Below are 24,600 nucleotides of genomic sequence, written 5' to 3' on the forward strand. Positions count from 1 at the left end.
TTCAGTCATTTCATTTATATCTTTTAGATTACTGATCAATTGTATAAATTTGTCTTCAGTGTTTCTGCCTATTGTAGATATGCAATACTCTTGAAAACAAAAAAATGAAAATATTAGTAACTGGTGGATTAGGATTTATAGGGTCCCACACTACTGTAGAATTACAAAAAGAGGGATACGACGTAGTTATTATTGACAACTGCTCTAATTCCTCCAAAGAAGTCCTTAAAGGCATTGAGGCTATTACAGATAAACAGCCCATTTTTGAAAACTTCGATCTAAGAAAAAAGGACAAAGTAGCAGATTTTTTTGCTCGTCATGATGATATCGAAGGAGTCATCCATTTTGCAGCCTCAAAAGCAGTAGGTGAAAGTGTTGAAAAACCACTTTTATATTACGAAAATAACATAAGTGTTCTTGTATACATCCTACAAGAGCTACAGAAAAAAGATAAAACAAATTTTATATTTAGCTCTTCTTGCACTGTTTATGGACAGGCGGATAAACTTCCGATAACGGAAAATGCTCCTGTAAAAATAGCAGAATCTCCATATGGAAACACCAAGCAAATTGGTGAAGAAATTATACGGGATACCTGTAAGGTACAGTCCAATATAAATGCTATAGCATTACGCTATTTTAATCCAATTGGAGCGCATCCTTCTGCTGAAATTGGCGAACTTCCTATCGGAGTCCCTCAAAATTTAGTTCCTTTTATTACACAAACAGGTATTGGGCTCAGAGAACAACTTTCTGTTTTTGGTGATAACTATCCTACTGAAGATGGAACGTGTATCCGCGATTATATTCACGTAGTTGACCTTGCAAAAGCTCATGTAGTTGCTTTACAGCGCCTACTGAACAATAATAATACTTCTAACTATGAAGTGTATAATGTTGGCACAGGAACCGGAAGTTCTGTATTAGAAGTTATACAATCTTTTGAAAAAGTATCAAATCAAAAATTGAATTATACAGTTGTAGACAGGAGAGAGGGTGATATTACATCAGCGTATGCAAATACTGACAAAGCTAATAATGAATTAGGTTGGAAAGCAAAAAGTAGTCTTGACGAAGCCTTATCTTCTGCCTGGAAATGGGAGCAAAAAGTAAGAAATAAGTAGTAAAAAGAATACTAAATTAACATACATAAAAAAAACCTGAAGAACGTCCTTCAGGTTTTTTTATGTATTCTAATGTTATTCGACTATCTCTTAATAGAAATTAGCTCTTTTATCTTCTATCTCTGCAGCTTCCTTAAGTGCATTAAAGACTCTAGTATTAACAGCACTAGCCCGCGTTTTAGACTCTTGTGCAGCATAACTCATATAGGTGTCTAAGCCACTAGCAGGAGTTTTCTTTGTAACCGCTACAACGTACACACCATTATTACCTACAACAGGTTCAGAAATTTCGCCTGTTTCTAAAGCAAAAGCTGCTCCAACCACTTTTGGTTCTGTTCCAGCACCACTAATCGTTGGTGTTTTCATGTTTAAAGCGGTAGCTGTTTTTACAGTTTGCGATTGGTTTTTGGCAATATCCTCCAACGTGCTTCCAGAAATTTTCTTTTTAAGCTTTTCTGCCTTTTTCTCCTTTATCAAAATTGGTTTTACAGAAGCACTGGCATCCTCGACCTTTTGCATACCTTTAGAAGCTTTTGCTGTTAATTGTACAACAGCATATCCATCGGTTACATCAAAACGTTTTACATCACCTACTTTAGTTTCTTCATTAAATGCCCATTGAACAATGGGTCTTTGTACTCCTAATCCAGGAATGTTTTCTGCTAACTCACTAATCTTGTTAACAGGACGCACTACATATTCGCTTTCTTTAGCTTTCTCTGCAAAGTCTCCATCCTTGGTAGCAATTTGAAATTTCGTGGTTTCAGTAAAGATAGCGTTGATTGTTTCTTCACTAGCCTCAATCTCTCTGGCAATAGTTCCAACCTTTATAGCTTTTTGCTCGTTCTTTTTATCCTCTATAGTAATGATATGAAAGCCGAAAGAAGTTTCTACTACTCCCATATCTCCTACATTGTTATTTACAATATAATCATTGAATGCTGGTACCATTCTTCCTGGTGGGAAATAACCAAGATCTCCACCTTTGTCTTTATTAGAAGTATCAGCAGAATAATCTTTAGCCAATGTTAAAAATTTAGTTTTATCAACTTTAATCTCATTTAGTAAGCTATCAGCAAGCGTTTTAGCTTCTTCTTTTGTTCGCTCAGTATCTCCAGCAGTACCTAGACCTTTCCAAGAAATCAAAATATGACTTGCTTTTAACGAGTCGTGTAATTGTTTTTGTGCGACAACTTTAGATATCTTAACATACTTTCCGTCTTTATAAGGTCCGTATACTTCACCCACAGGCACATTGTATAAAGTATCAGCAACAGTAGCTGGTAAATCTTTTTTAAACACAAAACGATCATCATACTTTAGCGCAGAACCTTTATCAATATTTATAAACTCTTCGATATTTTCAGTCGTTTTCAGTGATTCAACATCTTTAGTTACTTCGGCTATTAATTGATCTTCATCTTCTTGACTAGGTTCTTCTTTAAAGAATACAAATCTCATATTTCTAGAAGCTTCTGCCTGATATAATTCAGGATGTTTATTTATGTAAGACTGGATTTCTGCATCAGATACTTTCACTTCGGTATCTTCAATTGAAGAAAACGGAAGTTGAACATATTTAATATCTACAACATCATTCTCCATTTTATAGGCTAATTCACCTTCTTTTAGCGTTGCTCCAACCCCTGCTTTAATCATATTTAGGTACGTTTGCTCTAAAGCACCTTTCCCTAAAGAAATTTTATAATCTTGCCATTGTTGATACGCTGCAGGATTTCCTTTAATACTAGCTACATACTCCTGCATTTTAGCTCTATCAAACACGCCTGCTTCATTCTGAAAAGTTGGATTATTAGCTAATCCCTCTTCTAATAACTGAGTAACCTCATCTGCGCCTGCTCTAATTCCTAGTTCTTCGAATTGCCCATCAAAAACTATTTGTCTCACTTCCTGATTCCAAACATAGTTTACTGTTTGAAGATTAGATCCATTAGACCCAAAATTTCTTGACGCTGCTTCTACTTTTCTTGCAAAATCAGTTCTATCAATTTCTTCCCCATTTATGGTAGCAATTGTATTTGCTGCTTTTTGAGAAATAGCTCCTCCATTTCGAATCAAATCCGCTAATACAAAAGAGAAAAGCGCCAATGCGATAATCACAATTAAGAAAACGGATCTTTGTCTGATTTTATTTAAAACTGCCATTATATGTTTAATTTATTCAAATATAGTGGGCGAAAATACCATTTTATTAGAATATTACCAATTAAAGACAGAAAGTCTTTACAACTTTTTTTTCTTTTTATTTATGAAGATATTCAGAGGACTAAATTAGTACATAAACGAACCCAATACGAATTGTTATCTAGTTGATCTAAAACATAATATATACTTGAAAAATGAATTAGAGATAGTGGGTACTATATTTTCAGGACTCCGATTTAAATAGAAAAAATTAATAGAATATGTTTCAAAATAAATACACCTCCCAAATATTATTCTTCAGGTAAAATCTTTAGCTCTACGATCTCTATTTTTGTGTTTGAGGTCTCAATAATATCGATACTAATGGAATTAATGTTCACGACATCTCCTTGTTGGGGTATTTCTTCTGTATGATTTACAATCATTCCTCCGAGTGTCTCATAATATTCACTTTCTGGAAGATCTAACTTATATACTTCATTAATATAATCCACTTCCATTCTGGCAGAAAATCGATAGTTATTTTCACCTAGCTTCTCTTCGATAAGGTCCACAGAATCATGTTCATCCTCTATTTCACCAAAAAGTTCTTCTACTATATCTTCAACAGTAATAATACCACTAGTTCCTCCGTATTCATCGAGAACCACTGCGATACTTTTATGCTTTTTTGTCAAAAGACTAAGGACATCTTTTACATACATCGTTTCTGGAACAAATACTACTGGAAGTAAAATTGATCTAATGGTTTTTGGTTTTTTAAACAATTCAAAGGAATGTACATACCCAATAATATCATCGATAGTTCCTTTGTAAACTAATATTTTTGAAAGTCCAGTTTCGATAAAAAGTTGACTGACTTCTTCTAAGGACTGAGATTTGTCTATAGCTATAATTTCGGTACGCGGAACCATTACCTCACGAGATTTTACTTCCGAAAAATCAAGTGCATTCTGAAAAATCTGAATTTCACTATCAATCTCATCGTGCTCCTCGACAGTTTCCATTTGTTCATTGATATAATCCCCAAGTTCGGTTTTGGTAAAAGCCAACTGAACTTCATCTCCTTCGGTTTTAAGGAATTTTTTGAGCACAAAATCTGACACCCAAATAACAAAAAATGAAATAGGCCAGAAAATCACATAAAATACATATGCTGGAAAAGAAAAAAATTTGAGCAGTGTATTAGCATAAATTTGAAAAAATACCTTTGGAAGAAACTCTGCAGTTAGTAATATAACCAAAGTAGAAATAATTGTTTGTAATAATAAATTTATACTGCCCACCATATTTGGATAGTATCCCTCTATAATACCCATTAATACATCTCCCATGTAAAACCCGTAAACCACCAAGGCAATATTGTTGCCTACTAACATGGTAGCTATAAATTTAGAAGGTCTTTTTGTTAATCTGGATAGAATATTGGCAAGAAAACCATCTTGCTTTTTTTCAATTTCAATATGGATTTTATTGGAAGAGATATAAGCAATCTCCATCCCAGAAAAAAAGGCAGAAAACACAACAGAAAGGACAATTATGATGATTGGTAGTTCCATTAATTATCTTTCTTATTAGCATCAAATTTTTTCCTGAAATTTCTTTTAAAGAAATACATAAAAACTGCAACTCCGGCAAAGCATAAATACAAAATACTTCTACTATCTTCTTTACCCCATTCCTCATATGACTGATACAAGAAAAAGCACATAATCGCAAGATAGGCAAGTTCAAAAAACCTAAAAATTTTCACACATTTTATTTTAAAGATTCATAGTAAGTTACTAACAAAAATGAGAATACCGGTAAAAACTGTGTTCTCTCATAAAAATTTATTGATGCTCATTTCGCTTCATTAAGCACCATTATTCTTCAATAAACATGACCCCTTCATTGACGCGAGAATTCAATATAGTAAAATCCTGATTGGCATCAAAACCGTCTGCCTCGTTTACAGTACCATCGGAGAGAACACTCTTGTAAGGTTGATCGGTGAACACCCAATTAATACTTTGATCCCAATATAGTTGACGTGCTTCTAGGTGCGTACTGTCTGCTGTTTTCACATCCACATTGCCTCTCATGTCGATAAGACCTGTTTGTTTATAAAATATAGCATAATCTGCTTTAACGACACTAACTTTACCATCCTTGTCAATGATATCCAAAACAATACCATCAGGGAATTCCTGATATCCAAAATTTTTATTCGTATAGTCTTTTATCCTTGGTGTTTTAAGAATTGCTGTAAGCCTACCAGAGTCCGTATATTTTAGATTAAGCTCATACCCTTCAGCCATTGGAGCATCGTCCGTTGTGATGTAATTATTTGTTTGGGAAGAATTAGATTGACACGAAAAAAACAATGTCACAGCAAAAACTGTGACATAATTTATCAATATATATAATTTCTTTTTTTGCATTATAACTTCGGTACTTTTACCGTTTCACCAATCCAACATCCTATTCTTACTGAAGTAACGCCTGGATTATTAAAAATATCTGTTTTAGACGGTGCTTTCGCTTTGTAATTGGCCGCCATAGCGTTAGCATTTTTCTTTAAACTTGGATCAATTTTTCCAGCTCTTCTTGCATAACTTTCTGCCAACCAATACACGGCTCTTTTGCTAAATACATCGGTTCCACAGCTATTTGCACTATCAGCAATCATATCAGCTATTCTCAAGTATGCAACTCCATAAGATGGTTTATTAGCCAATGCTTTTTTATAATAAGATCTGGCTTTGCTAAAGTTTCCTTGTTTTTTCATTACTTCACCTATTCTAAAATACACCTTCGCCTTATCACTTGCTTTTGTTTCTAGTTGTGCTGATTGATTAAAGTATTCTAAAGCCTTAGATGTTTTCTTATCTTTCATAGCAAGAATACCTAAATAATATGCAGATTTTGCAGAAGGCTCAGCTGTATGTAACGCTTCTACCAGCTTGAAGAACAGCGGGTCTTCTGTACATTCTTTTGCTGACATTCTACTCGCTGCTCCTTTAAGCCAATTAACATCTGTTTTCTTTGATTCGAATTGACCGTTATATAAAGGGATTAAATTTTTACAATCGGCTCTTTCACCAATTTTTTGATTAATTCCCGCTTTTACCTTACTATAGGCTCTAAGGTTGATACCAGCGTTTTTAAGACTTCTTTTCTCCTTAGAAGTCAATGTAGCTCCAGACTCCTCTTTTTCGGTAAGCGTGCTAATTGTTTTTGCTTTTTCACTCTCTTCTTCTTCAATTTTTTCAGTAATGTCATCATATAAATCAAATACATCCTGAAGGTCTTTTTTACCAGCATCTTGTAACTCTACTAACAAGTAAAAGTACGTATACAATTTTTTTGCTCCGTTAAAATTTCCTTTATCTTCTGTATAGGCTTTATGAAATTCTGCAAACTGAGATTCTGTTGTTCCAATTTTATTGTCGTACATAATCTGACCTATGTCAGAATGCATATCTCCTATTTTTGTTTTTGAAGGAAAATACTGAAATCTCTCTTTTAACAATTTTATCAATTCATTTGATACCTGAGTTTTTTCAGCATCTGTAGATGCCTTGTCTAACTTAGACTCCAATAGTTTTTGACCAAATTGATAGGTAGCAAGACTATATGTTGGACATTCTTTTCTTACTTTCCATAAGGGCTCCTCTGCAGCCTCATAATTTTTTACTTTAGCGTGCTCATAGGCAATAGAAGCCGTTGTGGCACAGTCTGTAGCCTGAGCACTAATATTTGTAGTGCTTAAAACTAATCCTGCTGCTATTGTATATAAAACTTTAGTATTCATAGCTGTATAATTGTAGTTAATTAAATTTCACTTTTCTAAACCATCTATCATTTAATGATAAACTTAATGACAAATTAAAAAATTCTTCTTTTACTAATCCTGCATCTGTTGTACCACGTGTACCAAACTCAAAACCTACATTAGCATTAGAAAATAAATTGCCGACTGGTAATCCTACTCCAAAAGATATGCCAAACTCATTAATTGCCTGACCATTGATATTCAGACCTGTCTCTTCATACCTGATTCCTCCTCTATATACAATCCTATTAAGATAGCTTGTAAGTGAGTTATATTTAGGTATAAAATATCCTCCTAACCTAATTTTTGATGCATTATCATATACGACATTATCAGAAGTAAATGATCTATTATCAAAATCACTGGCATTGAGATATGTATATTCTGCTCCAATAAACCATTTTTTAGGCTCTCCAATTCCTCCTCCAAATTTTACTTCTGCAGGAAGATCTAAATCTCTGTCTTCCACTTGTACATCTTGTCGTTCTATAATCAGTTCTGCACCAGAAGCAGCTACCTGAACCGTTGCCAATTCGAGCGTGTTTTCTGATTTAAGTTGAAATGATGGAGTTGATACAATTGATGTAGTTAATTCTAACCTCTCTGTAAGCATTTTTTTATACGCAATACCGAAGGATAAACTAACCCCTGACAAATCAGAATTATTAATCTCTCTAGTATCGAATTCCAATTCTGCTCTTCTTAAAAGAGCCTTATTTTCAATATTTCCAAAGTTATAATTAATATCCAAACCAACACTTAAATTCTCGTTAACTTTAAACCCTGCTGCCACAAACACTTTATTAAGACCTCCTGTTCCAAAGAACTGATTCTCAGAGCCATCATCGTTAAAAGAATTCGTTTGATACCCTACAGTACTGACTGGAATAACTCCAAATCCAAAACCAAATTTACCAGCTGGAATAGCAATTGCAAGATAATCTAAAGAGGCATTATCTTTATATGAATCATCACCTGCAGCATTATCCAAATTTAAACCATTGTAATTTGCTCCCAAGGTATAAGTCGTTAAACGCAATTCTCCATACGACGCTGGATTCTGAAGATTTAAGTGAATACTATCCGTAAGTATACCCAATCCCCCCATCGATCTGTTTTCTACTGTTCCTTTAAACTTCTGTAATCCTACTCCGTAAAAAGAGTAGGGAGAAGAGGTTCCTTCCTGAGCATAAGATACGCTGGTAACTATTACCAGAATGACTACTAAAATCTTCTTTATCATTGACTATTATTAAAAGCTAAAATGTAATTTAGTCCCTCCAATAAAAAATTAGAGGTGGCAAATATGCTATTTTTTAATCTTTTAGACAAAAAATGTGCATCTCCTCCGGTTAAAATAACTGTTAAATCAGGATAAGTGTTGCAATATTCAGCAATTGTACCTTCAATTTCATACAAAACACCATTAATAACACCAGAGTGTATCGCTTGATTTGTACAATCTCCGATATGATTTTTTGGTAACTCTGGATCTAGTAAAGGTAATTTTGAAGTAAAGTTATTTAAACTGGTATATCTTAATGTAAGCCCTGGTGCAATGGCTCCCCCTAGATATTGTTCTTGTTTATTCTTAAAATCATATGTAATGCAAGTACCAGTATCTATAATCAAAACATCTTTACCAAAAAACTGATCGACAGCAGCAGCTACCAACGCTAATCTATCAACCCCAAGCGTTGTAGGTGTTGTATAAAAGTTTTTGAACGGCATTTTTAGGGTATGATCTAGTACAAGAATAGTAAACAATTCTTGTACTAAAACAACATTTTCTTCATCCATATTAGAAACAGAAGACAGAATTCCGCTTTTTATTAGAGGATACTCTTTTTTAATTCTTTTAATGATGCTTAAAAAACTTTCGGGTCTCAGTGTTTCTTTATGGATAATCACATTATCCTCAAAAACTCCCAGCTTTATAGAAGTGTTACCAACATCAATAATTAGATTCATCTATTCTTATTTATTACTTTTAAGCGAATTAAAAAGATTCTATACGAATTATTTTAATCAATCGTAACTTGTTAGATTACAATTAATTTTACATAACTTTTTACAAGGGAGCAAAAATACGAAACGATTTTTTTAATTTTTTCTTTTGATGATTAAAAAAAGCGTTCTATATTTGCATCCGCTTACAGCGAGGTGCCTTAGCTCAGTTGGTAGAGCAAAGGACTGAAAATCCTTGTGTCCCTGGTTCGATTCCTGGAGGCACCACCTTAAAAACCCGAACTTTCGTTCGGGTTTTTTGTTGTTTTCGTTTTGAAATCTGATTCTGAAAACATGTGGATTTTATAAATTGGTATTTTCACTTTTCATTCTTAATTGATAATCCTTCATAGTTTGGTATTTAACTTATATTTTTTCAAGGCTCTATTTTGTTAAAAGTTTATTCATTCATAGCAGAAGACAAGAGATCATTTTGTTAATAGTATTGTGTTCGTTTGTAAAATTAAGTTGTTCAGCATCATTATCAAGCGGTTAAGCTAAAAGTTATTTGGTTTAAACCATCAAATGCTATATTAGATAGCATCTTGAAAATACTCTTATGTAACTCAAATCCTAACACAAATTAAAACGTCATGACAAAAATTTACAAAAGTATTCTATTCTTTTTATGTTTCTGTGCCTTTTATTCTCCTGTTCAATCGCAAAAGAGAAGAGTGGGCTACCTGCAAAGTTGGAAAGCTCAAATTACTCCAGATCAGGCATCAAAATTAACGCACGTAGTGTATTCATTTGTTACTATTCATCCAGACTTGGATGGTAAGCTCAATTCTATTGATGAGAACTATCTGAGCAATATGGTTTCTATTGCACAATCCAATGGTGCAAAAGCTATCCTTGCTGTTGGTGGATGGTTCCCTTGCAGTTATGCCAATCAATCAGGTCCTTGTGCTGCTGATGCAAATCCAGAAGCATTCGATACTGTATCTCAAGGAAATACTCTGACTAACTTTGTCAACAATCTTTACAATATGGTCGTAAAGCACAACATGGATGGTATTGATGTAGATTGGGAATATCCCAGTGGGAGTAGCCAAAATCTATATGTTAGTTTGTTATCAGCGCTACGCAATAAGATGAATAGTCATCCCACTAAAAATCTTGAACTTTCTTCTGCGGTTCCTGCTTCAGCATTCAGGGGTCAGCATTTTTCATACTCCGCTTTTCAGTATCTAAATGATGTCAATATTATGGCATATGATAATGATCCAAGAATCAATCATTCTACTTATAATTTTGCTGTCAGTGGTATAAATTATTGGAAAGGAAGGGGTGTTTCAAATACCAAGTTAAATTTAGGTCTTCCCTTTTATGGATGGAATTCTAGTGGTAGTTCACTTGCCTATAAAGATATTGTTAATGCAGATCTTAGTGCTCCAAATAAAGTATATCCTAATGGCAATACCTGTGATCAATCTAATGGATATGGATATAATGCCAAAAGACTTATAAGAGATAAAGTAAAATTAGCCATAAACGAAAATATAGGCGGTGTCATGGTTTGGGCTATAGATCAAGATCACCCAAATCCTTCAAACTCTCTTCTTAACGTAATCGATGCTACTCTAAACAGTGGTGGAGGCGGAAGTGGCGGAGGCGGCAATGGAGGTGGATCTTGTAGTGCCTGGTCTGCGGGCACAAACTATTACGTTGGTGATATTGTTACTTATAATGGACAGAATTATATATGTGAACACAATAATCCAGGATATGATCCAACGATTAGCACCTGGTTCTGGGATCCTACTTCTCAATCTTGTGGTGGTAACAGTGGCGGAAGTTCTTGTGTATCTTGGGTAGCAGGTACAAACTATTATGTTGGGGATATTGTTACTTATAACGGTCAAAATTATATTTGTGAGCATAACAATCCGGGATATGACCCTGTGATTAGTCACTGGTTCTGGGAGCCGACATCTGCGAGTTGCAAAACTGCTAACTTTGGAAGTACTAAAAACTTCAAAAGATCTAAAATCTTATTAACACCAAATCCATTTACCAATGGTTCCTTAAACATTCAGATGATATCGGTAGATGTATCGTTAACTAAAGTGAATATTATAGATATGAAAGGTAGGATTGTGCAATCTTTCCGTCCAAAAGGTTCAAAAAAAGGAGATGATTCGGTTCAGGTAAACGATTTGTACTTAGATAAGGGTACTTATATCATTTCTATTTTTACCACTAAGGGTGTAACTGAAGAAACACTAGTCGTTCATTAAATATTCGAGAGGTTTATCCCAGCAATAGTTAGGTAATGGGCTTTTAATAATTATTGATTAGTAGATGATTCAAAAAACTTTCGAAAAATCTAAAAATTAATCAAACCTCTGCATATTCAGTGCAGGGGTTTTGTTTATAGTATTTTAATTCTTACAATTTATTAGAAAGCTTCTGCGATTCCGAGATAAATATAGTTCGAGGATTTCCCGAAACCCCAATCTAACCTTATGTTAAGATTTTCTGCTCGATCCACCATAAATCGCAAACCAGCACCAAAATTATATTTTAAAGTTTTGAATTGGAATTCTCTTACGTTTTGATAAACATCTCCAGTACCTGCGAATGCAATAGCTCCGAATCGAGATTTACCAAATTGCTTGCGATACTCTATTTGAGTAGCAAGTAAATCACGATCTACATAACGTCCTTCTCTATATCCTCTTAGTATTTGATCATTTCCAAATAATGCTAATTCATTAAAAGGCACATTGCCTCTGGAAAAATATCCTAAAGCTTGAAAAGCAAAAACATCAGTATTATTAGTAAAAGGTTTGAAATAATGTCGTAAATCAAATCGTGTCAATTCAAAATCTTGAGTACTTCCAATGGCTTCATCATATTGCCCATAGGTAAATTCTAGATACCAGCCGTTATTGGCATTAAGGACATTATTACGACTATCATAAAGTACAGCTCCTTCTACACCAATCGCTTTTGAGCCATCAAAACCTTCTGGTCTGTTGATATCCAGCAACCCTCCTTCTTTCATTTCGGTGTCAAAAATTTGATTGTATCTAAATCCCGCTCCGATAAATAAATATCTAGCAAATAATTGTTTAAGAAAAATAGGCTCAACAAGTATTTGGTAATAACTGTATTCTTCCTCATTATCCTTACTAGCATTTCTCCCTGTTCCAAAATATAACCTTGGATAATTTTGAAACAGGAGATTGCCTTCGATTACCCATTTTTCTTGATTTGTAAAAATTTCAAATCCTGAAAATATGATAAATTGATTGTTTAATGTATATCTCAAACTTAACGGCATATTCGAAACTCTAGTTTCTGATCCGCTTCCTTTAAATTTAAATAAATATTTGGCTCCAGTTCCAAAACCAAAATTCGTTTCAGGGGAAAAACTTACTATTGGTGCTGCAATAAATTTGGATAAATACAATGCAGAATCTTTTTGTACCGCTTTTTTATTGGGATAAAACGTAAAAAACTCTTTCACTTCCTGAAAGTCCTGAGATATCATATGAAAACAAGGAAATAGTAAAGCTAATACAAGAATAAAGTACAGTTTGCTTTTAACGAGATTTTTAACCAAAAGAAAAATTTTTCAATATTAAAAACAAAAAAGATCCTATACGTAACTTAAAAGGAATATTTTGACCTCTATCAAAATTTATAATCCTATTTTCAACCCATAACACACCTTAAAAAAGTAACCGAACACCTTATGTAAACGTTCACCATAGAATATCTTATTTTGAGCTTGTATATCAATTCCAAAGAACCTGAGTTAGCAAATAATCTTTGTCACGGATTGTATTTTGAAAATTAGCTATTTGATATATTTAAAATTAATAACTTCATTACAATTCGTATACTAATGAAACTACTTAGAACTAAAGTATTAACTTCAGTCTAAGTACATTTCAAAACTATCAAAAATGTTTTGACAACCATGTATTTCAAAATAAAAATAGGCCCATACCGACATTACGTTGTGCATTTTTTATTATCAGTACTATCAATAAAATCGTCTATTGTCGATTATCATCCTTTTCTTTTTCTATCAACGGATCCATTTGTTGTTTGTATCTGTCAATAAACTGTTTTTGCATAGCGTCCATACGCTCACGCATATGGTCTAGGTCCATAAAATCCCTACCAAAATCATTGGAAAAGAAATCATCCCTGAAAAATTGATTTGTAAAAAGAGAATCTTTTTGAAATAAATTTCCGAATTCTTCATTTTCTAAATTGAATCCCGAAAAATTATGATAAAATCTAGACTTCAAAGATTTTAGAACACTATCGCGATCCATAGAAGCTAAATCCTTTAGATCATTGGTTGAAGACCATGAGTAAACAGAATCATAGCGTATCAAGTTTCCTTCTTCGTCGAACTCCTTGTTCACTTCCCAGCTTCCTTTTGGAAATTCACCTTGAATTTTTTCGTTATTTCCTATTTTATCTTGATTTTTTTTCTGGCTATTGCAGCTCACACCTAAAAAAGCTGCAAGCATCCATATTGCATACTTTTTCATAATTGTTACTTTTAGATTTATTTTATGCTTACGTAATCGGATTTCAATGTCTTCTAAAGGTTGAAAAGCCCAAGAAAGTGTCAAATTAAACTTGTCAAATTTTTTAAAACCCTGACCCTCATACTGTCTTCGACAAGCTCAAACTAACTAATGGTAATAGTATTGGATTTTCAGACCGTTTTTATAGACCATGGTATAAAAAGAGGCCAGTATAACTGGCCTCTCTAAACACATTAAGAAATTTTAATACTTCTTGGAGGTTTTTGAATGGCTTCTTCCTTCTTTGGCAAATGAATACTAAGCACACCATCAGAGTATGCGGCTTCTATTTTATCCTCCATGATTGTTTCCGGTATCGAAAATGATCGTTTAAACGAAGCATATCCAAATTCTCTACGTGTGTATTGATCACCATTAGATCCATCACTATCTTTCGTTTCAGTGGAGATAGAAAGTATTTGATTATCCAGATCTATATGAAAATCTGATTTTTTTAATCCTGGTACCGCCATATCCACAAAATAGGCGTTTTTAGTTTCTCTAATATTCACTTTAGGAAGTGTTAGTCCCGTATTAAAATTAGAAGTAAATACTGATGGTAAGTCTCTGTTAAATAGTTCATCAATCCAAGAGGGCCAAGTTTTGAAAGTAAGGCTGTTCGAATTATTATTTGCCGTACTTCCGTTGTTTGTTGTTACTAAAGTATTCATAACTACAAAATTTTTAAGTTAGACATTAATTCAAAAATTCAGTTAACAAGTTACAAATCGAATGCCAGTCACAATTTTAATATTTGATACAATAAATTTTAGATAAATCTTAAGATTTATCCTTAATTAAATTTTAAAAACTTTAGGTTTTAATGTCAACTTGACAATACACCAATGACATTTTTTCCTTCTGTTTAATATGGAATCGTGTATAAAGCCACGATCATAATTAATAGTCTATAAAAACATTCTCCACACCCCTATACCAACAGTAACTCGGTTTTTTTAGTTCAACATTAACGATATTTACTATCTGATGGTCTTTATAATTTAACTATTATTTGCTAATAAGTTACTATTTTTGCCTTCCAAATACCGCCTATGAAACATTGTAGCATACTACGAATTTTCTCATTATTACTATTCTTTTTTTGGAACCCCATTCAATCACAAGAAAAATCCGATAGTAAGCCAGAAGAAAAATTACTGGATAAGACCAAGGAAGAAATTGTAGAAGATAAGGCAGAGACATCAACTAATAAAATGACGCGATGGCAAATGCTAAAATATGATGGTGTTTCGGCATTTGGAGGCGTGAAAAACGCGTACACGCAGCCTTTTAGATGGAAAGGTAAAGATTGGGCAACATTGGGCGGTATTGTTGCTGGAAGTACTATTTTGCTTGCAATCGATGAACGTGCCAATGATTATTTTACGAACCAGAGCGAAGGAGTTCCTCATTTAATTAAGGAAAGTGGTTTCCGTTTTGGAAAACCTCTTTTTAATTATGGGTTAACAACTGGTGTTTATGCGTTGGGTTTGATTACAAAAAATAAAAAAATTAGAAAAACAGGAGTTTTATTAATTGCTTCTGCAACGGCGGGTGGAATTCTTCAGACCGTTAGCAAAACACTTGCGGGTCGAGCAAGGCCTACAACTGGAGAAGGTAGTTTAAGTTTCCGTTTTAACTCCAGTAAAGCTGGGTATCATTCTTTTCCATCCGGCCATTCCATTTTATCTTTTACCACAGCCTATGCTATATCTAAACAATTTGAGAATCCTTATATAAAAGGAGGGCTTTATGCAGTGGGGTTAATAAGTCCTATTTCTCGTCTATGGAGTGGAGCACATTGGTTAACTGATGTTGTGCTTGGGGTAGCTTTAAGCGTTGTTATCGTAGATGGTATTGACAACTACCTCAACAAAAAGGAAAGGTATGTTTATGACAGTAAAAAATTTAAAATCAAATGGGATTTAAAACTTGGAGCGGGTCAATTAGGGGTTGTGGGTAGCTTTTGATAGTATCAAAATTTCTTGGAAAATTCACTATTTCAAAGGCATAAAGATTTCTGCTTTCCATTGTGAAGCGTTCCCTTCTTGCATAGGATTATTATAGAATATTTCTAGAGGGTTTTTCTCTACAGGAATGTTTCTCTTTTCTGCGTACTCCATTAACGCGAACCAAGCTTGATGACTATATCGATAATTACCATAAAAAATGGCTTTTAGAGCCTTCTGCTTAGGTAATTTATCATATTTTATTTTAGCGTTTATCGGTAAAGAATCGTTGTATCTAATTGGAAAACCAAAATCAAACTTAATGTTATCATCTACAATATTCCATTCCTTTATTTTTACAAAAGGTGGACCATCCACCTCTGCTCCATTTTCTAATATTTTTGGGTATAATTGTGTATTTGTCTGCATCATTGTTGCTGCTTTTCTATAGCTTTTGGATGCGGATGTAACATAAAGATATTCTAAGGGTGGTATTTCAGCTATTCCTTCTATTTGTATGCTAAAATTCTTTGCGAAATTATTAACTCCTTTTCCGAAATCTTTTAATTCTTTTTTTAGCGACCTAGTAAATGGAGTTTCACCGGTAAGAATCCCTAATCGATTCGCCATAGCGTGTTTTCCTGAAGTCACACCAACTTTAACTTTCGTTACGGAATCGTTTATACTTTCTAACCTCCATTCTAAATCAAGAATTGTATCATTTAATTTTACCTGTTGTTTTACACTTTCGAATAGAATCGTATCCATCGTGGTAATATTTTTTACTTTTGGATTCTCTCCCCAAGATTCCCAACCCAATACCTGATGATAAACGCTTCCTCGAGAACCTTTTGATGTAAAGGTTACTTGATAATCATATTTTCTAATATAGAAATACCAGATGGATAATCCTGATACTAGTATCAAGATCAAAATTATAATTCTCTTCATCTTAATTAGAACTTACTACTCCAGAATTTGATGTGTTCATTTTTAATTTATTTACTACAAAACTTCCTAAAGAACGTCCCTGATCTAACCCCAGATCTATAGCAGCCCTGTAATGAATACCTCCATATAATCTGCTTACAGCGGCTTCATCTGCAGCTTGATTAAAGGATTCAAAAGATCGAATAGGTAATCCAAACTGTAATTCGGTGTCATCGTCAAAGGCAAATTTACCCCCAAAAATATCGGTAAGAACTGTAGACGCAGCACCAGATACTACAGAGTGTCCGCTTGTATATTCTGGAAATGGGGGTGTTTGTAACACTGGTGTCCAATTTTCATCAATATGTTGATTAATTAAAGTTTCTGGACGAATTAGATTACTTCTATATTTTTCATCCCAACAACTAATAAATGCATCAGCAATAGCTATTGATGTCTTAGTATACGCAAAAACAGTTTTTGCAAAATCTGCATTCGTTTTTTTACAGGCAATTTTGCATATTCCAATCCAATGGGCACCAGGTGTGATTTTTTTAGTTGCAAACATTAAATGACCTTTGTGTGTTGATACGTAAGGATTACAATCCCAAAATTGTGCAATTTGTAGTTTTTCTGAATCTTCACCTTCTTCTTTAATTTTCTGACCCACTTCATAAGTTTCCATTAGTTCTTTGTAGAATGGCGTACCCTTTTCTAAGGAGAAATCAGGATATTTGACTGGTTTAAACTGTGAAGAAGAATCAATGATTGATGGTCTTATTTCTTTCCAATGAGGTTCTATACCATCCATATAATCCGGTGGAGTCGGTTGCCACCTAGAAGGATCTTCGGTGTTTACGGAAAACTTAGGCATCGTCCTGGTTTGTGCGTAATTATCTGAAGCATACCAATTTTTAACATGTTCTGCTACTTCTAACCCATATGCTTTAGAATCATTAAATGTTTCTGCATTTTGCAACTTCCATGATTTGTATAGGCTATCCCGATACGTTTCTACGCGAGCTTCGGAAAAAAGTAATGATTTTCCTACTTCTAAATATGCAACCAGTGCTGAAAGTTTATAATTAATGTTTTTGGTAGTATCCGCAGGAGCAACAGCTCTTAGATCGCGCAATTGACTTGATAACGTTTTGTAATGTTCTCCTTCTTGCCGTATTACTTCGTATGCGGCAATATTAGCATAGTTATATATTCTGCTTGCTACAGGTGGAGAAAAAATATCATGCACCATTACTTCTGTTATTTTATCTACTGCCTGATGGTAATCCTCAGCAGAGACTTCAATTTCTTTTACTTCTTTTTGACAGGCATTTAAAAGCACTAAAAACAAAGCAAATAAAAACATTTGCTTATGCTGTGCTGCAAAGGTTGTTTTAATTAATATATTGAAGCATTTCATAGATTTCTGCTTTTCCATTGTTTAATGTGATTAGTAAATAATCCTTATTTACAAAATTAATAATATTTAATCCTCTAACCGACTTCTGACTTAGATTAATATCTAACTCGTGAGCTTCAATCACAGAATTGTTACTTTCTAATATTGCTCCCCCAAACCCATCGAATCTTCCATGATATGGAGCTACTCCAAAATAATTACCTGCCATCAAAACTTCTTCCTTTCCGTTTCTATTAAAGTCATATTTTAACATCGCCAGAATTGGAGCCAATTGAAGCGAGTTGCTAAAAGGAACAAATGTAAATTTTCCACTTTCATTTTTTAAATATCCTGAAGCCAATTGGTGCACCTCTAACAACGTTGCATTTTCTAATGTTTTTTGACCAAAAACTTCTTCTACCGTTTTACCTGCAAAATCATTATAGGTGGTAAAATTTTTCTTTAGAAAATTTAACTGCCCCGAAAGTTCATCTAATCCCATGGCGGTATAGTATTTCTCATTTTTTGGTAATGCTAAAATTGTTTCCGTTTTATTATTACCATCAAAATCGTCATAATATAATTTTAGCGGAAAATCCGATGAAGCTGAAAACTTAGAGTTTAATCCAAAATTACCCAATAAATAATCTATATCGCCATCATTATCGATATCAAAATCTATGATGGATTGCCAAAGACCTTTTAATTTTTCTGTAGAAACTTCTTTGGATACATCCACTAAATTACCATTTTTATTTACGAAAAAACGGGGAGACATCCATTCTCCTATCACAATTAAATCTTTTAATCCATCACTATTAAAATCACTCCAAATAGCGTCTGTAACCATTCCGACTTGCTGTAGATCCAAATTTTCTTTTTTACTGAAATTTCCTTTATTATTGAGAAGGAGATACGAATTCGGAATATTACCAAAATCATTAGAAACGGTATACCCACCAATAAAAAGGTCTACATCTCCATCATTATCAATATCAAATGGTTTGATTACTGATTCGTGTTCGTATAATTCAGGAAAATCACTTTTTACCAAACCCTTTTCAGAATTTACATATAATCTATCTAGCAATTCACTTGATTCCCCATAGAACTCTCCTCCAGAGGAAGACACCAGCAAATCGTTTTTACCATCATTATTTAAATCTTCAATAACTGCTACAACATCTTCTTTCTTTTTATCCAATGAAAGAATTTCAGACGGAAGTTCTTCAAATCCAGTACCCGTTTGAATGTATATTTTAGAGGTGTCAAGCTTTGAGCTACCAAAGAAAACATCATCTTTCCCATCACCGTTTAAGTCTCCAATTGCAGTAGCTGGTCCCCGATCAGAAATTTTGTAAGGGATCAACTTTTGTCGATTAAAATCTGTGTAGTTATTCTCTTTATGAACGTACTGCAATCCGGGAATGCTATCTACCTTTTTAAACCAACCTTTCTTTTTCGGAAATAATGTTTCATAATTAACGCCCCCCCTTTTATGTAGCAATCTAATTGTTAATGTCTGATCGGTTGCTATATTCTCTGCCATCTGAATGGTGTTATCCGGCCAGATAATTTTTAGTGAATCTATCGTTTTGATGGTATCATATCCAAAATGAATTATAGGTTCAGAAGACGATTGAAAACCTTTAGAAGTAAACAATTGTCTGTATTGTACAGTTCCTTGATGATAAGAGATTACTTTGGTCCCTATTCCTAGTTTGTTTTTATCTTTAAAATCAAATTTAAGTTTTAAAAATTTAGTTTTCTGATTTGTCTTATTGTGATAAAAAGAGGCTGGTGCATTGATATTATTGGTTACGACATCTAAATCTCCATCGTTGTCAAAATCAGCATATGCGCTGCCTGTTGAGGCGGTGTTTTCTATAGGAAGCCAACTGGAAGATTTATCAACAAAACTTATTCCTTTATTTCCTTTAAAAATACAATTCTGTACCTGGCCCGATGGCATTATATTTAATGCCTCATTATCAACTAGCTTTGAACTATTTAGTTTTTCCTGAATTTTTTCGTTAGAGATGTATTTTATATAATCTAAATCATTAGGTCTTTTTGGAATTCCGTTAGATATAAACACATCTTGTTCTCCGTCTTGATCGTAATCTGCAAATAAAGCAGACCAACTCCAATCTGTTGCTGCGACACCACTTAACAAGGCGGTTTCAGTAAAATAATCTCCCTGATTGATTTGGAGCATATTTCTGGCGTATTGATAATGATATCCTAACCGGCTAATACGCATTTGCAGCATGTCTACTGTTTCATCTCCTGCCGAAGCTTTAAGAATAGTTTCATCCTCTGGGGTCATATCCAAGGTCATAATATCTGGATATCCATCGTGATTAACATCTGCTACATCATTACCCATTGAAAAGCGACTGGTGTGCCCAAAATGTTGTTTTAGCGATTCGCTAAAAGTACCGTCTCCATTATTGAGATAATAATAGTCATCTTCATGAAAATCATTACTCACATAAATATCCGTATACCCGTCATTATTAAAATCTGCTGTTGCCAATCCCAAACCATAACCATTACCACCACCATAAATTCCAGCTTCAGCACTGATGTCTATAAATATATTATCATCATTTCGGAGCAGTTTATCACCACTTTCGGGATTCCTTTTATTTCTAAGTGATGCGCTACCAAAAGAATGCTGTGTATGGATAGCGTGGTTCAATAAATACATATCCAAATCTCCATCATTATCATAATCAAAGAATGCTGCGGCTGTCGAATAGTTTTTATAATCCAATCCATACTCCGACGCTTTTTCTGTAAATGTATTATCACCATTATTAATGAATAGTTCGTTCTTTCCTTGTAACCCCTGCAGGCCGACTACAGCGCAAACATAAATATCTAAATACCCATCACCATTAACATCAGCCATTACTGTTCCGGTATTCCAATCAGAATTTCCTGCTAATCCTGCTTTATCAGTGATATCTTCGAATTGAAAATTTCCTTTATTAAGATATAGTTTGTTTTTGCCTTGATTAGAGGTAAAAAATACGTCTACTAAATCATCTTTATTAATATCTCCTACCGCAACTCCTGCGCCATTGTAGTAATATAGATAATCTAAAATATTTAATTCTTCAGTGGGTTTTAGCGTATTTTGAAAGGTAACATTGGTAACCTCTGATGTTATTTTATCGAATACTTCTCCTTGTTGTATTTGTTGTTGAGAACAGGAGGTTAATCCGAATAAAATAACGGCGCATAGTATTTTTATCGCTAGAAAGAAACCCGTTCGATTTCGAAAATTTGTAAGACTCGTTTGTATCTTTGGACTGGCACTAATCATTTTAACTTAAAAATCTTAGGAGTTTCATTATTAATTCCTACTAGTAAATATTGTTCTCCTGTTTTATTTTTCATCCATTTCATTGTTCTCACTTCGTCTTCTACAAAAAATCCAGAAAATTTTTGGTCTTTATAGTTTCCTTTTCCATCTCCTAACAAAATATTTCCACGACTGGCGTCCAATCTAGAGAATTGTGGCTTAAGATTATAATTATTACCTGCTACGATAAGATCTAGGTGACCATCGTTATTTACATCTTCTGTTTCAATATCACAGATACACGATAATTGTGCCGCTGTCGGAAGCTCTTTTATCTCAAAAGTAGTATCGCCATTATTAAACGCTACTAAGTTTGCAAAGTTATTAACCGTTTTAATAGTTGTATTATCCAATACTTCCTTAGAAAACAATTCGTCAATGGACTTTGTAGCATATTCAGAAAACTTAAGGTTTTGTTTCTTTAGCGCACTAATTTGTGCGGTTATTTCTTTCTTTAGTTGTACTGGAACATCTTTACCATTTATAGTTTGAGTAATGATCTGTTCTACTGTGCCATTATTATCAAAATCGTTTATATACAATTTAGAAGGAGATTCTTCACTACATTGGTATACAGAGTTCAACCCCCTATTACCCAGAACCAAATCCACATCGCCATCATTATCTAAATCTCTTGCTTCTACCGTATTAAACCAACCTGAAATTTTGTCTAGATTAGTTGAAATCAATTCTAATTTGTTTCCATCATTGATAAATACTCTTGGAGGCATCCACTCGCCTACAATAATAAGGTCTTTTCTACCATCAGCATTGATATCGCTCCAGGTTGCATCAGTAATCATCCCAATGGTTTTAACACCCTCAGCTTTCTTTGCTGTAACTTCTGTAAAGTTACCACGACCATCATTCTCTAGGAAATAGCTCTGTGGAGAAACTCCGTAGGTTCCTATAATACTATGACTTCCTGCAAAAATGTCCACATCTCCATCCTGATCATAATCATGGGCTGCCAATACCGAAATATTCGTATTTGTTGGTTTGATAACTTTTCCTCTTGAAAAATTTCCTTTACCATCATTTAGATAACTTCTCACACCGGCTCTCGCTCCTCTAAAATTTCCTCCAGATCCTATTACCAAATCCAGATCATTATCTCCGTCAATATCTTCGAAAACCGCTGTAACATCTTCGAAAAAATCCTCAGTTTCAAAAGAAGTGAGTTTCAATTTTCCTGAATCACCTTGTGTGTATAGTTTTCCTGTTTGCTTGTAGGCCCCGCCAATAAAAACATCGTCATTACCATCACCATTAACATCAGCAATTGCCATAGCAGGTCCTTCTCTGGATTGCATTTTATAGATCAATCCTTCATAATCAAAATCTACATAAGGGTCTTCTTTATGTTCAAATAATGTATGAGAGATTTCTTCAAAATAGTTGTTACTTTTTTCTTTAAGATATTGATGATCCGAATTAGCATTTTTATAACTGAGTTCGAGTTGCTTGTTAATTGCTACATCCTGAATCAATTGAGATCTCCCACCTGGATGTATAACACGCAGAGAGTCTACTTTATCTATATTGCCAAGGCCTAATGTCATAATATAATCGATTGATGATTGAAAACCTCTTGATGGTATCAACTCTTGCCTCATTATTTTATCATCAAAATACACTTCAACAACACTTCCGATTCCGAAAGTATTTTTGTTGCCACCTCTAATTTTAATTTTTAAATAGTTATGCCCTTTATTTTCGCTATTATTTTTATAAACAGCAACTGGCATATTGAAGTTATTGACTACCAAATCTAAATCGCCATCGTTATCCAAATCTCCATAGGCCGATCCATTAGAAAATGTAGGCTCATCAAATCCCCAATGTTTTGTTGTGTCCGAAAAGCTTAGATCACCATTATTTTTAAACGCATAGTTTGCAATAGGTGTAGATGGCATTTTATTAATAATCGAATCTACTTCTTCTTTTTTACCGGTTAATGTCATCTTTTGTATGATGTCATTGGCAAAAAAGTTCATGAAATCCTGATCGGTAAGATCGTGGTAAATTCCGTTGCTAACAAAAATATCACGGTAACCATCATTATCCATATCAAATAACAATGCTCCCCAGCTCCAGTCGGTTTTGGCTACACCACTAAAGAAGGCAATTTCTGAAAATGTATGATCACCATTATTGAGCTGAAGTGAATTCTGCATATATTGATTATAAAAATCCCTGCTTTTCTTTAATTGATAAACATCATAGCTTTCAAAAGAGCCAGTTTCCTTAAGTCGTTGATCATCTTCTGGTAACATGTCAGTCACAAAAATCTCTGGATAGCCATCATTATTAATATCTGCCATATCAGCTCCCATTGAGGAGATACTTAAATGCTTTACCCAATTTTTAATTTCTTCATTAAATGTTCCATCGCCTTGATTAATATATAAGTAATCTCTTTCATAAAAATCATTAGACACATATATATCGGGTAGCAAATCCTTATTGACATCTCCTATGGTAACTCCTAATCCAAAACCAATCAAGCTGCCGAATATTCCCGCAGCTTCGCTAACATCTGTAAAAACTCCGTTATCATTTCTTAACAATTTATCACCTCCTCCTTTTAAGATCTCGGGAATATCCCAATCCTTTGCTCTTAGTGTACGTTTATTTACGTATCCCAAGCTACTCACCGGAATAAAACTATTATTGAGAATATATACGTCTAAATCACCATCGTTATCATAATCAAAAAACGCAGCGTGCGTTGTGAAACCGCTGTCTGCTAGATTATATGCCGCAGCTTTTTCTGTGAACGTTATTATTCCAGAGTCTGCTGAAGGACCGTTATTGATGAAGAGTTCGTTTTTTTGATCGTCTCCTTTTGCATTACCCGCATTACAAACATAGATATCCAATAATCCGTCTGCATTGATATCTACCATTACGACACCGGTGGACCAAGAGTTTTTTCCGGTCGTATTGGAACTTTTAGAAATATCTTCAAAAGTAAAATCCCCTCTGTTAAGATACAGCTTATTTTTTTTCTTGTTTGCAGTCAAATAAATATCTGGCAGACCATCATTATTTATATCACCTATAGCTACTCCACCACCATTATAGAAATTTCTGTAGGTGAAAATATTGAAGTCTTTTTCGTTATCGACCTGATTAACGAAGTTGATATTTGTTTTTTCAGGATACTGTTTGGTAAATAATGTAGGCTGTTGTTCTATAGTTTTTTCTTCCCGTTTCTCTTTTGTGCAAGAAAAAGACACGAATATAATAAAAGTGATATATAAGAACTTATTCATA

The 24,600-nt window shown here is 33.9% G+C and carries 17 protein-coding genes and 1 tRNA gene; 4 read left to right on the top strand and 14 right to left on the bottom strand.

Features of this window, described 5'->3' with window-relative positions:
- Window positions 1–104: 104 nt before the first annotated feature.
- Window positions 105–1,124 carry a UDP-glucose 4-epimerase GalE gene (galE, locus tag ACWGOQ_RS04015; RefSeq protein WP_452056404.1) on the top strand — a complete coding sequence of 340 codons (1,020 nt, stop codon included), beginning with the start codon at window positions 105–107 and terminating at the stop codon, window positions 1,122–1,124.
- A 90-nt stretch (window positions 1,125–1,214) separates the two neighbouring features.
- On the opposite strand, the gene ACWGOQ_RS04020 is transcribed toward galE, so the two are convergent.
- The 7 genes from ACWGOQ_RS04020 to ACWGOQ_RS04050 form a co-directional block, all read right to left on the bottom strand.
- Window positions 1,215–3,290: a peptidylprolyl isomerase gene (locus ACWGOQ_RS04020; protein ID WP_452056403.1), complete on the bottom strand. Its 2,076-nt coding sequence runs from the start codon at window positions 3,288–3,290 to the stop codon at window positions 1,215–1,217.
- Between the two features lie 290 nt (window positions 3,291–3,580).
- Complete coding sequence (locus tag ACWGOQ_RS04025; RefSeq protein WP_452056402.1) at window positions 3,581–4,849, bottom strand: hemolysin family protein; 1,269 nt, start codon at window positions 4,847–4,849, stop codon at window positions 3,581–3,583.
- The gene (locus tag ACWGOQ_RS04030) at window positions 4,849–5,043 is read right to left on the bottom strand and encodes a hypothetical protein (protein WP_452056401.1); all 195 of its coding nucleotides are present in this window, start codon (window positions 5,041–5,043) and stop codon (window positions 4,849–4,851) included. The genes ACWGOQ_RS04025 and ACWGOQ_RS04030 overlap by 1 nt, the downstream gene beginning before the upstream one ends.
- 112 nt (window positions 5,044–5,155) lie before the next feature.
- The gene (lptC, locus tag ACWGOQ_RS04035) at window positions 5,156–5,713 is read right to left on the bottom strand and encodes an LPS export ABC transporter periplasmic protein LptC (RefSeq protein WP_452056400.1); all 558 of its coding nucleotides are present in this window, start codon (window positions 5,711–5,713) and stop codon (window positions 5,156–5,158) included.
- A complete protein-coding gene (locus ACWGOQ_RS04040) occupies window positions 5,713–7,086 on the bottom strand; it encodes a tetratricopeptide repeat protein (RefSeq protein ID WP_452056399.1) in 1,374 nt (457 codons plus the stop codon). Before ACWGOQ_RS04040 ends, lptC begins: the two co-directional genes overlap by 1 nt.
- Before the next feature lie 16 nt (window positions 7,087–7,102).
- Window positions 7,103–8,350: a BamG family beta-barrel-assembly machinery protein gene (bamG, locus tag ACWGOQ_RS04045; protein WP_452056398.1), complete on the bottom strand. Its 1,248-nt coding sequence runs from the start codon at window positions 8,348–8,350 to the stop codon at window positions 7,103–7,105.
- The gene (locus ACWGOQ_RS04050; protein ID WP_452056397.1) at window positions 8,347–9,078 is read right to left on the bottom strand and encodes a type III pantothenate kinase; all 732 of its coding nucleotides are present in this window, start codon (window positions 9,076–9,078) and stop codon (window positions 8,347–8,349) included. Before ACWGOQ_RS04050 ends, bamG begins: the two co-directional genes overlap by 4 nt.
- A 191-nt stretch (window positions 9,079–9,269) precedes the next feature.
- Here ACWGOQ_RS04050 and ACWGOQ_RS04055 point away from each other — a divergent pair.
- Both ACWGOQ_RS04055 and ACWGOQ_RS04060 read left to right on the top strand, forming a co-directional pair.
- Window positions 9,270–9,342, top strand: a tRNA-Phe gene (locus ACWGOQ_RS04055).
- 365 nt (window positions 9,343–9,707) lie between these two features.
- A complete protein-coding gene (locus ACWGOQ_RS04060; protein ID WP_452056396.1) occupies window positions 9,708–11,354 on the top strand; it encodes a glycosyl hydrolase family 18 protein in 1,647 nt (548 codons plus the stop codon).
- 161 nt (window positions 11,355–11,515) lie between these two features.
- On the opposite strand, the gene ACWGOQ_RS04065 is transcribed toward ACWGOQ_RS04060, so the two are convergent.
- From ACWGOQ_RS04065 to ACWGOQ_RS04075, 3 genes are all read right to left on the bottom strand, one after another.
- Entirely contained in the window at window positions 11,516–12,613 is a 1,098-nt protein-coding gene (locus ACWGOQ_RS04065; RefSeq protein WP_452056395.1) for a BamA/TamA family outer membrane protein, read from the bottom strand.
- A 511-nt stretch (window positions 12,614–13,124) separates the two neighbouring features.
- Window positions 13,125–13,631 (bottom strand): hypothetical protein, encoded by a 507-nt coding sequence (locus ACWGOQ_RS04070; RefSeq protein ID WP_452056394.1) that lies wholly within the window; start codon window positions 13,629–13,631, stop codon window positions 13,125–13,127.
- A gap of 233 nt (window positions 13,632–13,864) precedes the next feature.
- Window positions 13,865–14,341 (bottom strand): Hsp20/alpha crystallin family protein, encoded by a 477-nt coding sequence (locus ACWGOQ_RS04075; RefSeq protein ID WP_452056393.1) that lies wholly within the window; start codon window positions 14,339–14,341, stop codon window positions 13,865–13,867.
- A gap of 381 nt (window positions 14,342–14,722) precedes the next feature.
- Here ACWGOQ_RS04075 and ACWGOQ_RS04080 point away from each other — a divergent pair, with 381 nt between their 5' ends.
- A complete protein-coding gene (locus ACWGOQ_RS04080) occupies window positions 14,723–15,640 on the top strand; it encodes a phosphatase PAP2 family protein (protein WP_452056392.1) in 918 nt (305 codons plus the stop codon).
- 27 nt (window positions 15,641–15,667) lie between these two features.
- Here ACWGOQ_RS04080 and ACWGOQ_RS04085 read toward each other — a convergent pair whose 3' ends face one another.
- From ACWGOQ_RS04085 to ACWGOQ_RS04100, 4 genes are read right to left on the bottom strand one after another with little or no spacing between them, the layout of a single operon-like run.
- Window positions 15,668–16,570 carry a GyrI-like domain-containing protein gene (locus tag ACWGOQ_RS04085; protein WP_452056391.1) on the bottom strand — a complete coding sequence of 301 codons (903 nt, stop codon included), beginning with the start codon at window positions 16,568–16,570 and terminating at the stop codon, window positions 15,668–15,670.
- Between the two features lies 1 nt (window position 16,571).
- The gene (locus ACWGOQ_RS04090; protein ID WP_452056488.1) at window positions 16,572–17,915 is read right to left on the bottom strand and encodes a vanadium-dependent haloperoxidase; all 1,344 of its coding nucleotides are present in this window, start codon (window positions 17,913–17,915) and stop codon (window positions 16,572–16,574) included.
- Between the two features lie 28 nt (window positions 17,916–17,943).
- The gene (locus tag ACWGOQ_RS04095) at window positions 17,944–21,282 is read right to left on the bottom strand and encodes a VCBS repeat-containing protein (protein ID WP_452056390.1); all 3,339 of its coding nucleotides are present in this window, start codon (window positions 21,280–21,282) and stop codon (window positions 17,944–17,946) included.
- Entirely contained in the window at window positions 21,279–24,599 is a 3,321-nt protein-coding gene (locus ACWGOQ_RS04100; protein WP_452056389.1) for a VCBS repeat-containing protein, read from the bottom strand. The genes ACWGOQ_RS04095 and ACWGOQ_RS04100 overlap by 4 nt, the downstream gene beginning before the upstream one ends.
- Window position 24,600: the final 1 nt, after the last annotated feature.

The sequence above is a fragment of the Aquimarina ulvae genome (genome assembly GCF_053613295.3).

Coding starts and splice junctions, on each gene's coding strand:
- ACWGOQ_RS04080 (WP_452056392.1), top strand. CDS start 14,723: ATGAAACATTGTAGCATACTACGAATTTTCTCATTATTACTATTCTTT.
- ACWGOQ_RS04100 (WP_452056389.1), bottom strand. CDS start 24,599: ATGAATAAGTTCTTATATATCACTTTTATTATATTCGTGTCTTTTTCT.
- galE (WP_452056404.1), top strand. CDS start 105: ATGAAAATATTAGTAACTGGTGGATTAGGATTTATAGGGTCCCACACT.
- bamG (WP_452056398.1), bottom strand. CDS start 8,350: ATGATAAAGAAGATTTTAGTAGTCATTCTGGTAATAGTTACCAGCGTA.
- ACWGOQ_RS04040 (WP_452056399.1), bottom strand. CDS start 7,086: ATGAATACTAAAGTTTTATATACAATAGCAGCAGGATTAGTTTTAAGC.
- ACWGOQ_RS04090 (WP_452056488.1), bottom strand. CDS start 17,915: ATGTTTTTATTTGCTTTGTTTTTAGTGCTTTTAAATGCCTGTCAAAAA.
- ACWGOQ_RS04020 (WP_452056403.1), bottom strand. CDS start 3,290: ATGGCAGTTTTAAATAAAATCAGACAAAGATCCGTTTTCTTAATTGTG.
- ACWGOQ_RS04070 (WP_452056394.1), bottom strand. CDS start 13,631: ATGAAAAAGTATGCAATATGGATGCTTGCAGCTTTTTTAGGTGTGAGC.
- ACWGOQ_RS04025 (WP_452056402.1), bottom strand. CDS start 4,849: ATGGAACTACCAATCATCATAATTGTCCTTTCTGTTGTGTTTTCTGCC.
- ACWGOQ_RS04085 (WP_452056391.1), bottom strand. CDS start 16,570: ATGAAGAGAATTATAATTTTGATCTTGATACTAGTATCAGGATTATCC.
- ACWGOQ_RS04075 (WP_452056393.1), bottom strand. CDS start 14,341: ATGAATACTTTAGTAACAACAAACAACGGAAGTACGGCAAATAATAAT.
- ACWGOQ_RS04095 (WP_452056390.1), bottom strand. CDS start 21,282: ATGATTAGTGCCAGTCCAAAGATACAAACGAGTCTTACAAATTTTCGA.
- ACWGOQ_RS04065 (WP_452056395.1), bottom strand. CDS start 12,613: ATGATATCTCAGGACTTTCAGGAAGTGAAAGAGTTTTTTACGTTTTAT.
- ACWGOQ_RS04060 (WP_452056396.1), top strand. CDS start 9,708: ATGACAAAAATTTACAAAAGTATTCTATTCTTTTTATGTTTCTGTGCC.
- ACWGOQ_RS04050 (WP_452056397.1), bottom strand. CDS start 9,078: ATGAATCTAATTATTGATGTTGGTAACACTTCTATAAAGCTGGGAGTT.
- lptC (WP_452056400.1), bottom strand. CDS start 5,713: ATGCAAAAAAAGAAATTATATATATTGATAAATTATGTCACAGTTTTT.